Annotated in this window: 11 protein-coding genes; 6 read left to right on the top strand and 5 right to left on the bottom strand. The window is 49.7% G+C overall.

The window, feature by feature from the left end; all coding sequences use genetic code 11:
• From AC1DXC_RS00055 to AC1DXC_RS00045, 3 genes are read right to left on the bottom strand one after another with little or no spacing between them, the layout of a single operon-like run.
• Positions 1–1041, bottom strand: coding sequence for a radical SAM protein (locus AC1DXC_RS00055; protein WP_477457073.1), 1041 nt, complete (start codon positions 1039–1041; stop codon positions 1–3).
• Positions 1038–1793, bottom strand: coding sequence for a class I SAM-dependent methyltransferase (locus AC1DXC_RS00050; RefSeq protein ID WP_477457072.1), 756 nt, complete (start codon positions 1791–1793; stop codon positions 1038–1040). Before AC1DXC_RS00050 ends, AC1DXC_RS00055 begins: the two co-directional genes overlap by 4 nt.
• A complete protein-coding gene (locus AC1DXC_RS00045) occupies positions 1793–3295 on the bottom strand; it encodes a B12-binding domain-containing radical SAM protein (protein ID WP_477457071.1) in 1503 nt (500 codons plus the stop codon). Before AC1DXC_RS00045 ends, AC1DXC_RS00050 begins: the two co-directional genes overlap by 1 nt.
• A gap of 182 nt (positions 3296–3477) precedes the next feature.
• On the opposite strand from AC1DXC_RS00045, the gene AC1DXC_RS00040 reads away from it, so the two are divergent.
• The 6 genes from AC1DXC_RS00040 to AC1DXC_RS00015 are packed head-to-tail and all read left to right on the top strand — an operon-like array spanning position 3478 to position 8749.
• Positions 3478–4293: a class I SAM-dependent methyltransferase gene (locus tag AC1DXC_RS00040; protein ID WP_477457070.1), complete on the top strand. Its 816-nt coding sequence runs from the start codon at positions 3478–3480 to the stop codon at positions 4291–4293.
• Positions 4280–5443 carry an amidohydrolase family protein gene (locus AC1DXC_RS00035; RefSeq protein ID WP_477457069.1) on the top strand — a complete coding sequence of 388 codons (1164 nt, stop codon included), beginning with the start codon at positions 4280–4282 and terminating at the stop codon, positions 5441–5443. Before AC1DXC_RS00040 ends, AC1DXC_RS00035 begins: the two co-directional genes overlap by 14 nt.
• Entirely contained in the window at positions 5443–6441 is a 999-nt protein-coding gene (locus AC1DXC_RS00030; protein WP_477457068.1) for a polysaccharide deacetylase family protein, read from the top strand. The genes AC1DXC_RS00035 and AC1DXC_RS00030 overlap by 1 nt, the downstream gene beginning before the upstream one ends.
• Positions 6416–7381, top strand: a complete 966-nt coding sequence (locus AC1DXC_RS00025) for a GNAT family N-acetyltransferase (RefSeq protein WP_477457067.1) — start codon at positions 6416–6418, stop codon at positions 7379–7381. Before AC1DXC_RS00030 ends, AC1DXC_RS00025 begins: the two co-directional genes overlap by 26 nt.
• A 15-nt stretch (positions 7382–7396) precedes the next feature.
• Entirely contained in the window at positions 7397–8500 is a 1104-nt protein-coding gene (locus AC1DXC_RS00020; RefSeq protein ID WP_477457066.1) for a glycosyltransferase family 4 protein, read from the top strand.
• Between the two features lie 45 nt (positions 8501–8545).
• On the top strand, positions 8546–8749 hold the full coding sequence (locus AC1DXC_RS00015; protein ID WP_477457065.1) for a hypothetical protein: 204 nt from the start codon (positions 8546–8548) through the stop codon (positions 8747–8749).
• 91 nt (positions 8750–8840) lie between these two features.
• Here AC1DXC_RS00015 and AC1DXC_RS00010 read toward each other — a convergent pair whose 3' ends face one another.
• A complete protein-coding gene (locus tag AC1DXC_RS00010) occupies positions 8841–9911 on the bottom strand; it encodes a glycosyltransferase (protein WP_477457064.1) in 1071 nt (356 codons plus the stop codon).
• Entirely contained in the window at positions 9895–11571 is a 1677-nt protein-coding gene (locus AC1DXC_RS00005; RefSeq protein WP_477457063.1) for an ATP-binding cassette domain-containing protein, read from the bottom strand. The genes AC1DXC_RS00010 and AC1DXC_RS00005 overlap by 17 nt, the downstream gene beginning before the upstream one ends.
• Positions 11572–11915 lie beyond the last annotated feature (344 nt).

Raw genomic sequence — 11915 nt, 5'->3', positions numbered from 1 at the left:
TCAGTTAAGCTTGGTTAGGGGTGACAAATTCAAGGAGCACACGCATTTTTCGCAGGTAGCGTTGCTGCCAGTATTGAGGCTCTTGCGGAAAGCCAGCGCGGCAGGGCCGTTCAGTATCTCTGTTAACGAAGCATCACGTATATTGCCCGTGGCCTCGTGGAAGAAACATGGCCGCACGCTGCCATCGGCCTCTATCACCGCCGACACCCAAGGCGCATTGCACTTTTTGAATGGGAAAGGGTTATGCCCGTAAAAAGCCGCGTAATAACGATGTATATCGCGCAGCTTTTCGGGCGGTTCGGAAATGAAACCCGGCGGGAAATTGCCGTCTATCACTTGTTCTACTACGGCTTTTAATTCATCCAATTCCTGTTCGCCGGGCAAAATCTCATGCTGTTTAGGTTCGCTCCAGGCTACCTGGCGGTTAAAGGCGTGGCTACTTACGTCTGCCGGCAAAAAGCTTACCTGATCTATCCCCATCTCATGCACTGCCTTTAAAATAGCCGGCCAGCTACGGAAATTGAGCCTATGGATAACCGTGCGCGCCGTTATAGGGTATTGCGGGTTGATGATGCGTAACTGCTCCACGCCTTCCTTCAGTTTCCTGAAAGCCCCCGGGATATCGCGGATGGCATCGTGCAGGGCTTCGTCGCCATCGAGGGATAGAATGAGGTCATCTACCCATTTAACGATTTCTGCGGCATGCTTTTTTACCGATAAACCGGTAGAGAGTAGCGTTATCTTCATGCCCTGCATCTTCAACAACCTGCACAGCGTAAAGAAATTCGTATTCAGCAGGGCTTCCCCGCCGCTCATCAGCACCCTTTGGGTGCCCAGTTGTTTAAGGTTGCCAAGCAATCCGCTAATGTCCTGCGCGGTCAGCTGTTTCAGGTTCTTATTGTCTTTCCAAATATCGCACATTACGCAGCGGCAGTTGCAGGCGCTGTGCGGCATCAGGATCACCACCGGCAAAGCCTGTATCCTGTGCGTTTGCAGCGTGCGGTAACGCTTGAATGTGTGGTATATTCCCTGCCCTATCATGCGTTTTCCTTGTTAATCCGTATCCAATAAAGCGGACTCCGTTTCAGTAAACGGTTGCTCAAGCTGTGGGGATCGCTCAGCACCTTGTGGCTAAAAACTGCCAGTTCATCAAGCGTGTGGTGGTAATAAAACGCCGCCATTTTCGGGTAACCCATCGCCGAATAATATTCCTGCGTGCGCATTACAGCATCATCAACATTGAATGCCGTATAAAAATTGCTGTCGATCAGGTGAATCTCGCCATCCTCTGCCAGGTGCTGCTGCATCTTTCTGATCGTATCCCCGAGCGGCGAAAAATACTGGACAGATGCCGCGAAAATGATCATATCGAACTTTGCGCCTTTAAAGTGCCCATCATCCACGCTCCCGGCAAAAAACTGCAGGTTCTGTTTTTTGAACACCCTTGCGGCCTGAGCCACCTCCGTGCCGTTCACGTCAAGCGCGACAACATTGGCCGCCTTTATCTGCGCCAGCTTTGCGGCCAGCCAGCCGTTGCCGCAGCCTACTTCTAAAATATAAAGTGGCTTGTTCTTTTTTGTAAGATAGCTTATCAATCTCCCGGCCGAGCGTTTCCTTACCTGCCATTCCTCATAATGCCGGTGCGATGGCGCTATCTCCGGCAGGTGTAGCAATTCCTCATCCGAATAAATCCTTCCTTCCAGCGCGCGCACGGCAAGGTACAGCATCTCAAAATCGGTGCTGGTGTCGATCGGTGGTGGAGTGTTTTGGGGCAAGGGCATCTTATCAGTCATTAAAAACCTTGTATTTCGGGCTGGCGATAGCGCCACACCTTTTGCAGAAGCTTTATCTCGTATGGGTAATGGTATATATCTATTTTATAACGCAGCCCGGCTACCAGTTTTATGGCTTTGCGTTTTAGCCAGTTGAGGCGTATATCGGTTACGGTAGGGTACACGCCGTTCAGCACCGTTTCAAAGTTCCGTATCTTATCAATCATCTCGGGCGTTAGCCATGGCGTGAGCGGATTCTTGCGCAAATCGAAGCTCTCCCAGGCGGGGCTTATCCAGTCCTCTAAAGTCTCGGGGAACCTGAAACCGCTGGCTAACACCTGCTTGTACAGTTCAGAACCCTCGGTAGGCACCGGACTATAAGTATATATCACAATCTCGGTTTTGGGGTTTACGGCCTTTACTTTCTTGATGAAATCAATCTCGAAATCAATCTGTGCCTGTACCTGCTGCGGCGTGGGTGCGGGCGTACCCAATACGAAGGAATACTCGGGGATGATATCGAACTTCTTCAAGCGCGCCGCAAACTCGATGATCTGCTCGCCGGTTTGGGTGCCGCCCTTGTCCATCTGTTCCAGTATGGCGTTATTACCGCTTTCCGCGCCGAAGAAGATGATCTTGCAGCCCGATTCGCGGATGGCCTTTAACGACGAATCCTTGAATTTGTGCATAGTATCTATCCGGGCCATGCCCCACCAGGTCATATTCTCGGGCTTGATCAGCCGTGCAAACTCAACGGCACGTTTCTCGGAAACGAAGAAGTTATTATCATGGAACTCGATAGCATCCGCGCCCCATTTATCCTTGATGTATTTTACGTCTTCATAAACCTTTTGGGCCGATTTAGCTTTCCAGCGCGCCTCGTAAATAGGTACTACCGCGCAAAACGAACAGGTGAACGGGCAGCCGATGCTGGAGTGGTAGGCCAGCGTTTTTTCGCCCAGGTAGGTTTTGCCCAAAAACTTGGGGATGGGGTAAAACGCTGCCAGTTTATCGTAGGGTAAGGATGGCAGCCCGTCCTGGTCTATCAAATCTTCCTTGGCGGTTTTGTGTATGCGGCCATCTTCGGCTTTATAAATAAGGTTTCTGATGAATTCGAAAGGCGTATCGTTTTCCAGCGCATCAATCAATGCGGGGAAGGCATGATCGCCCGGGCCGTTAATGATGAAATCTACATAGCCCGAATAAAGCACCGCATTGGGCTGATTAGATGGAAAATAGCCACCCCATATCATTTTGGTATGCGGGTATTTTGCCTTTACTGCTTTTGCTATGGTGATGGCTTGCTTAAGCTGCGGGCCGGGCATTACCGTAAAGCCCAGGTATTTTACGCCGTTGTTTTGCAGGTAACCTTCAATTTTGGCCAAAGGGTCGGCTTCACAGTTGCCGTCTACGATTATCCAGCCATATTTACCCTCTACCGATGCCGCGATATTCAGGATAGAATTGGGTATGCGATACTTATTTATCGAACTTTTTGGGTTGAATAGTAATATCTGGTTCATGTAATACGCGCGGCTGTACTTTAAAAATTAAAAATCCCCCAGTGTGATGAGGCGTTACCCTCATCAATTGCAACCGGGGGCCCCATATAAACAAAAACTTGTTCCTTATCCTCTTATCACCCGCACATAAACAATACGCCTGCGCTTTTAGGTGAGTTGCCTGCGCCTGTAAATAAAGCCTGGTGGGCAACCTTTCACATGCCGCCCGCGTAACCTTAAATAACCCGGCAATAATTAAAGTAATGGTGATAGACGCGCTGAAAAACTATGTTAAGCAACACCTTTTCCATTCGCCTATAAGCGAGCGCGACTCGGTAACGGCGTATGATATCTGGTCGAAAAATTACGATGAGCAGCCGGGCAACCTGATGCTCGATTTGGACGAGGCGCTGTTTTGCAAACTGTTGCAAGGCCTGCCCATCCACCAAAAAAAGGTAGCCGATATTGGCTGCGGCACGGGCCGCCACTGGCAACGAATGCTCGATATGAGGCCCGCAAAGCTTACAGGCTTCGATGTATCGTCGGGCATGCTGCGCCGGCTGGAGCAAAAACACCCCGGTGCCGAAACCTACCAGATAACCGATAACTTTTTTAAGGATATCCCCTCCAAAAGCTACGATACCATCGTATCTACCCTTACGGTGGCCCATATCAAGAACCTCGGCGAAGCTTTGCAGGCCTGGTGCCGCATACTGAAGCCGAACGCCGATATCCTCATTACCGATTTCCATCCCAGTACGCTGGCTTTCGGAGGCAAACGCACATTCCGGCATGATAATGCTACCATCGCCATCCAAAATTTCGTGCACCTTACCAGCAGCATTAAAGAGATACTACTGGCGCATGGTTTCAGGCTGGTAGCACAGGAGGAACTTAAAATCGACGAATCGGTACGGCATTATTACGAGCAGCAAAACGCGCTACATGTGTACGATACCTATAAAGATTTCCCGATAATTTATGGCATGCATTTGAGGAGGGGGAATGATACTGAATAACGTGCAGTTGATAGATGGGCAAACCGTGAGCATCCGGGTGAAGGAGGGTAAGATAGCCAGTATATCTGATGTGCCGCTCGCCGCTAAGGACTGCCCGCAAGCCATGTTCTTCAATGCGCTCATCTTTCCCGGCCTCATCAACTCGCACGACCATCTCGATTTTAACCTCTTCCCAAAACTGGGCACGCGCAAATACGCCAACTACACCGAGTGGGGCAGGCATATCCATGAGGCTTACACAGCGGAGATTGCTGCCGTACAAAAGATACCACTAGCCCTGCGCGAGCAATGGGGCATATATAAAAACCTGATTTGCGGCGTAACCACAGTGGTAAACCACGGCGAGCATCAAATAACAGACGATAAAGTGTTAAGCGTTTTCGAGGCCACGCAGGATTTGCATTCCGTGCATTTCGAGCCGCATTGGAAAAGGCGGCTTTGCAATCCCTTGAAAATGCATTTGCCGGTAGTCATGCATACCGGCGAAGGTACCGATGCCGCCGCCCGCCACGAAGTAGAGCAGCTTATCAGCTGGAATTTATTGCACCGTAAACTCATCGGCATACATGGCGTGGCGCTTACGCCGACGTTGGCAAAATCATTCGCGGCCCTGGTTTGGTGCCCGCAATCCAACTATTTCCTGCTCGGCGCAACGGCGCCGGTGCAGCACCTCAAGAAACATACCCGCATTTTGTTCGGCACAGATTCTACGCTCACCGGCGATTGGGATATATGGGATCATATCCGCACAGGGCGCGGCACGGGCATGCTTAAGGATGATGAACTTTACGATGCCCTTACCCTAAACGCTGCCACAACCTGGAAGCTTAATTGCGGCCGCATAGCAGAGGGGCTGGATGCCGATCTGGTAATCGTAAAAGCCAACCCCGATAGTACGCCGTTGGATAATTTCTACGGCACCAAACCTGAGGATATACTACTGGTGATGCATAAGGGCAATATCCGCCTGTTCGACCAAAGCCTGTACCACCAATTGACCGATATTCCCCTGAATCAGTTCAGCAAACTGTATCTGAGCAGAGGCATCAAATATGTACAAGGCGATTTGCAGGGCCTGATGGCCGAGATACGCCAATACAAGGCCGATGCCGAATTCCCGGTTTATCATCCATCAGAGCCCGCCGCCTAATGATAAGCGTGCTGAACAAAATACTGAGCAAAACAAGCCGCGAAGCCCGGTACCTGCGGGGCAATGCCAGGCATTTTATGGGTATGGATGCAGCGCACTTTGCCAAGGCCCGGGGCAACCGAATGTTGGTATACCATGGCATCTGCCAAAAGGACCCGCTGAAGTACAACACTCTTTTCATCACTCAGAAAACCTTTGAACAGCACCTGCAGTATTACCAGCGGTACTTCAATGTGGTATCGTTAGATGATTATTTCGGGCGGCGTTTCTCGTCCACAAAATTCAATATCTGCCTTACTTTTGATGATGGTTTCGCCAATAATTACCATTATGCGCTGCCCTTGCTGGAACAATATAAAATCCCGGTCACGTTTTTCGTAACGGCGATCCGGGCGGCAGGGTATGATATTTTATGGAACGACCACCTGAGCATCGCCGGGAAATACGGTCCGCCGGCACTGGATTTCCGGGGAGAGCGATACTTCAAAAATCGTTACCGCAAATACGTAGATGCAAGAGGCCAAAGCCTGAACGATAAGCTGCGCCAAACCGGCTTTGCCGAAAAAGCCGAACTGATGCGCCTGCTGGATAAGTTAGTCCCTTTCCGCAGCAAGGCTTTGGATACCGATTATTGGTTGCAGATGACGCCCGGCCAGATACAGGCCGCATCTACTTCGCCATATATCACAATCGGTTCGCACGGGTACTACCATAACGACCTCGCCGGTATCCCCGCGGAAGATGCAGTTAAAGAGCTGACAGCCAGCAAACACTACCTCGAAAGCCTTACCGGCAAACCTATAAATAGCCTTGCTTTTCCCTATGGGAGCTATCCCGAAAAAAATTTACATTTATTTAAAACAATCGGCTACGCCCAATTGTTAGCCACAGACCTAAATGGCAACCAAGCCGATTCCGCTATGTGGGAACGGCTTACCATAAATCCTTTTGTCTCAATTACAAATCAAATGAATGCAAACATTAAAGGCTCCTACTGACAGTAAAATCTTCGACGGCACATACCGCATCGAACGTTTCAACGTGGATAAGCTAAGCTGCCTTTCTTATCTGCACATGGCTGTATATGGCAAGTTAATGCCCCAGGATTACTTCCTTAAAAAATATAACACTGCTTTTACCGTAGTTACCTATACCGGCTTCCTGGCGTATGACGATAAAGGCCTGCCCGTGGCTTTTTACGGGGTGATACCCTGCTTTATAGAACACAAGGGTAAATTGGTGCTGGCAGCGCAATCGGCAGATACCATGACCCACGCCGACCATCGCCAGAAAGGGCTATTTGTTGAATTGGCCAAACGTACCTACGCCCTGTGCCAAAAAGAAGGCATCAGGCTGATATTCGGCTTCCCCAACCAAAATTCATTGCCGGGCTTTATTAATAACCTGGGTTGGCAGGAAGCCGGTTCTCTGCAACGGTTTACCCTCCCGGTAAAATCCCTCCCGCTGGAAAAGTTGGCCGGCAAGCTAAACCTGAAAGGTCTTTACACGGCATACTGCAAAACGGCAATGAGGCGCAGGCTACCTAAAAATGGCATCCCCAATTCGGTACTGGCCGAGGGCTATGGCGGCGTTTACCGCGACCAGGAGTTCCTGGCTTACAAGAATTATACTAACACTCATACCCTGCAAATAGGCAAGGCCTTAGTTTGGTTTAAGATACAGAACGGCCTGATAGTTGGCGATATCACCGGCTACGCGGATAATTTCGAAACCGTGATGACCCGGCTGCAAAGGCTTTGCCGTAAGCTGGGGCTTAGTCGGTTGCAGTTCCAGGTAAATACCAAAAGCAAATTGCATAGCCTGCTAAAAGCGTACGGAGAGCCTGTACCATCGTTCGTTATCGCCATCAAGGACCTTGGCTCGGGTATTGCGCCGGAGAAACTGGCCTTTACCTTTGCCGATATCGATATTTTTTAACGCCTTAGCCTGCCTATGAGATATGTTTTCGCTGGCTACGTTTATACCGGGCAGTTCAACCAACCCGAGGCCTGGCTCAAACGCATCAACGCCTACACCGGCATACTAGAGGCCCTGAGCAAGGATAACGAGGTCATCAGCATAGAGCAGATAGATTACGAGGGGCAGTGCATTAACGGCGGGGTAGATTACCGTTTCATGCGCTACGGCAAATTATCACTGCGTTATCTCCCCTGGCGGTTGAACCGATATATCTGCAGCCTTAAACCTGATGTTGTAGTAGTGCAAAGCCTCAACTCGCCCCTGCAGGTGCTATTGCTTAGGCTGATGCTGGGCCGCGGCGTAAAAATCATCGTACAAAACCATGCCGAGCGACCCGCCACAGGTCTCAGGAAACTACTCCAAAAAATAGCTGATAAAGGCATAGATGCCTACCTGTTTGCCTCCCATGCCATGGGTGTAGAATGGGTGACCGCGGGCAACCTTGCTTCGGCTAGCAAAATACACGAAGCCATGGAGGTGTCGTCGGTATTCTACCCTATCGACAGGGAGGTTGCCCGACAGAAAACCGGGGTTAGCGGCGACCTTGTTTTTTTGTGGGTTGGCCGACTCAACGACAATAAAGACCCATTGAACGTGGTGAGCGCATTCCTGCGGTTTGCCAGTGCCGAGCCGCAAGCCAGGCTATACATGATTTACCATACCGAGGAATTGCTGGATGTGATAAAAGCATTACTGGCATCTACGCCTGGCCTTGCTGATAGGGTGGTGTTAATTGGTGCGATACCGCACGAGGATTTGCTTTACTGGTTCAACAGTGCAGATTTTATCCTATCCGGTTCTCATTATGAGGGGAGCGGGGCATCTGTTTGCGAGGCCATGTCCTGCGGTTGCGTGCCAGTGGTTACCGATATCTTATCCTTCCGGATGATTACCAACAACGGCCATTGTGGCCTGCTTTATCCGCCAGGCGACCTTAAAGCCCTGCTGGATGCCTTGCACAAAACCCGACAGATGGACCTACCTCAACAGCGGCAGCGCAGCCTCGACTACTTCCGCGCCAACCTTTCCTTCGAAGCTATTGCCCGGCAGATAGCGCAAATAGCCGAATCCTTATAACCCTTTTCGGGATGGTATTTTGTCCAGTTTTATTTTATAGAAAATTTGAACAAATCAGCGGAAATTGTGCCGGATGTAGACGAGTTAATCTTGTGGTTTATTGTGTTGGCCGCAGGCTTAAATTTGCCAAAAAACCTTCAAAAATCTTTGTTTTTCGGTGTTTTTCGTAGCTTTTTATGCTTTTTTAGGGCTTTTCCTCCAAAAGTGCAAAAAGGGCTTTATTTGCATGGAATGGCCGTTTTTAGTTAAAACCCGCCTGTTTGGGCGGAAAAATAATTTCCAGCTTTTTCCAATAAATCGCACCGGTTTCAGCTATAACTTTCCAGGAATTTCCAGCTCTTCAGAAGGGGTTATCGTACCTGTACAGGCGCATCAGGGCTTTCGCGTTCCCGGCGATTGGGTAAGGCATCACAGTTTTATGGTCCTGATACCCATTTTGCAAAATTCCCTCTACCGCATCCAGCATTCCCTCTGAAGTATCCACTACATGCCAGTTGGGTATCTCAGCCTGCATTGCTTTTACGAAACTTATTACTTGTGCGCCCGCATAAAGGGCCTCCAGGCAAACGGTGCTGAAACCCTCATATTCGGAGGTGTGCACAAACACTCTACTGCGCTGCATCAGGGCCAGTACCTGCGGGTGCGGCAACTCGCCTCTCAGTGTCAAATTATCGCCCAGGCCCAGCTTTGCAGTCAAATCTTTCAGGTTTTCCATTTCGGGGCCGTCGCCGCATATTACCGCTTTAATGTTGGGGTGGTTTACTTTCAGTTGATGTATCAGCTCTGCGAATAAATGATACCGTTTTAAAGGAATTAGCGAACCCACGCCCAAAATATCAATATCACGCTGCCCACTGTTCTCGCCGAAAGCAGCAGGCAGCACTGCATTAGGTATCACGTGCGCCGGCGCAATGCCATAGTTCTTTTGGTATTCGGCGCGCAAAGCGTCCGACAGGGCTATCAAGTCATTGCTCCTGGGCCTTATCCAACGAGCGTATTTATTGCCTGCTTTGGCATCCTGCCCTAATAGCCAACTATAATGCATCAGGCCCTTACGTCGGGCAAAACGGCTGCCCACAAACGCGGCCTCACCCAGCCAAAAGCTTAGCAGGCCAATAATATGATATTGCCTGTGCAGTTTGCGCAACCGCAACCAAACCCGCAGCCAGGTTAGCAATCGGTGCAAGCCGCCCTTGCTCCTGCCGCCAAAGGCAAATACTTTCACGCCGTTCCACAGGTATTCGCATGGTTTAAAGGGGTACTGAAAACCTAGGATAATGATATGCAGATGGGGGTATTCCTGTTGCAGGGCCAGCACAAAGGCCTGCTGGGCGGGCAGGCAGGTGGTATCTGCCTCGCTTGCCGCAAAACCCGGACTAAGTATAACCAGGGCATCAGGCATAGGCCTCATCAAGCGATATTACCCGATTGCAAAATTCCAGGCTGGTACGGTTATGGGTTATCAGGATAATGATTTTGCCCTGCCGGGCCAGCCCCTGCAGGTTGGTCAACAGCTCGTGTTCGGCTTCAGTGTCAAGCTCGCTAAAGGGTTCGTCGAGTATCAGTAGGTCGAACTTATGGTATAGCGCCCTGGCCAGCATTAGCCGTTGCCGCTGCCCGCCGCTAATGTTCTTCCCGTCCTGACTAATGAGTTTGCAAATGCCGCCCGAGTACTTCTTCAGCAGGCTATCCAGGCCGCAAAAGGCAATAACGTAACGTAGCCTGTCCTCGTCGAAATCATCATCGGTAAGGGTAATATTCTTCAGCACAGATTCCTTTATAAAAAAGGGTTGCTGTTTTACATAGGAAATTTTATGCTGATAGCCTTGCCTCGTCGCTACATCGCACACATTATCGTTGATACAGATGTCGCCCGCATCCTGCTGTAAAAACCCAAGCAGCAGGTTTATCATAGTGGTTTTGCCCCTGCCCGATCCTGCCGAGATGCCCACCATATCGCCCATGCTAAGCCGGAAGCTGATATCGTTCAAAACAGTGTGCTCTTTATAGTTAAAACCAACGCTATCGAACTCCACAGAGCGAATGGTTTCTACCGTGGAGGTACTGGAGAGCAAGGCTTCCTGTTCGGTGCCTTTTATCAGATCGGCCAGGATAAACTCGTAGGTTTTCATTTGCCCGGCACTGTTCATTATCTTCACTATGCCGGGAATCACCTTGTAAGCGGCAGCCATGAACACGCCAATGGTGAGCAGGTTTACCGCAGGCGCATTGGCGGTATATTTGTTAACGGCAATCAGTATAAAAAAGCCCATTACGGCAAATACTTCCATTAAACGGGCTGGCAGGCCCTGCCAGGTTTGCTGAGCCGCGATAGTGTTGTTCAGCTGCTGCTGATCGGCCACGTAGCGGCCGCTAAAAAAGTCTTCCTTTTCGTATATCCGGTTTTCCACATAACCGGCCAGGGCCTCGTTTACATGCTTTATAGAACGCGCGCTGGCGGCTTTTATCCGCCCGCGCAGGACCCTCAGTTTGCGGCGGCCATACCATGCCAGCAAAGCAACCGGCGGCAGCAGCAGCACAAACAGTATCAAAAACAACGATGGATGATAAAGCAGAATAGCAGCGATAGTGAACATGATAAGTACGGCCTGGCATATCATCTGCTGAAAGTTGGTAAGGATATTATGGCCAAACTCGATAGGCTGGTGGCTGATGCGCCGGGTTTGCACGGATGAATCGGTATGGATGTATTGGGTATAACTACCTCGCAGGTAATTGAGCATGTTGCGTTTAGAGAGGCGCGAGGCCACATCATAAAAAAAGTGGTGCTGCGTCTTTTGCACAGCGAAACCAAGCACATTCTTCAGCGCGAACATCAGCAGGAATACGCCAATAAGCAGCAGGGAGCCTTTATCGGCCAGTTGGGCCGGCAACCAGTTAAGTTTGCTATTGCCCGATGCCTGCGTGTAGAAATTGATGATGAGCAGCAGTGCGCCCAAAAAAGCAATATCAAGCAAAGCCACCAGTACATCCAACGCGATGAGCCTGTAAAGCCTGCCTTTTTCCTGTTGGGAAAGGATAATGAAGATACTTTTAATGATATGTTTCAAGGCCCTGGGGTATTTGACACTAGTTACGTAAAATACGAGGGAATGGTTGCTTAAAAATACAATGGGGGGGGATAAACCGTCATGTTGAATTTATCTCAACACCCCATCATAAAAGTCGCCACAATACTAACCTGCTTTGCCTGCCGAATACCTGCCGAGTGGGGTGCCGAAATAAATTCGGCATGACGTGGGGGTTTTCAACAATTATCGTCATGTTGATTACTATGACATATGCAAATGTTTTTGCCATGATAGTTTATTTTTCATGAAGATTTCTTGATTAAACAGTGTGTCCGAATGAATGAGTTTGAATACAAGCTTTAGCAAAACGTTTTTTATCCGAT

It is taken from the genome of Mucilaginibacter sp. P2_D11 (genome assembly GCF_056404435.1).
This window is presented reverse-complemented; position numbering and strand designations above follow the sequence as displayed.

Coding starts and splice junctions, on each gene's coding strand:
- AC1DXC_RS00055 (WP_477457073.1), bottom strand. CDS start 1,041: ATGATAGGGCAGGGAATATACCACACATTCAAGCGTTACCGCACGCTG.
- AC1DXC_RS00050 (WP_477457072.1), bottom strand. CDS start 1,793: ATGACTGATAAGATGCCCTTGCCCCAAAACACTCCACCACCGATCGAC.
- AC1DXC_RS00045 (WP_477457071.1), bottom strand. CDS start 3,295: ATGAACCAGATATTACTATTCAACCCAAAAAGTTCGATAAATAAGTAT.
- AC1DXC_RS00035 (WP_477457069.1), top strand. CDS start 4,280: ATGATACTGAATAACGTGCAGTTGATAGATGGGCAAACCGTGAGCATC.
- AC1DXC_RS00030 (WP_477457068.1), top strand. CDS start 5,443: ATGATAAGCGTGCTGAACAAAATACTGAGCAAAACAAGCCGCGAAGCC.
- AC1DXC_RS00025 (WP_477457067.1), top strand. CDS start 6,416: ATGCAAACATTAAAGGCTCCTACTGACAGTAAAATCTTCGACGGCACA.
- AC1DXC_RS00020 (WP_477457066.1), top strand. CDS start 7,397: ATGAGATATGTTTTCGCTGGCTACGTTTATACCGGGCAGTTCAACCAA.
- AC1DXC_RS00010 (WP_477457064.1), bottom strand. CDS start 9,911: ATGAGGCCTATGCCTGATGCCCTGGTTATACTTAGTCCGGGTTTTGCG.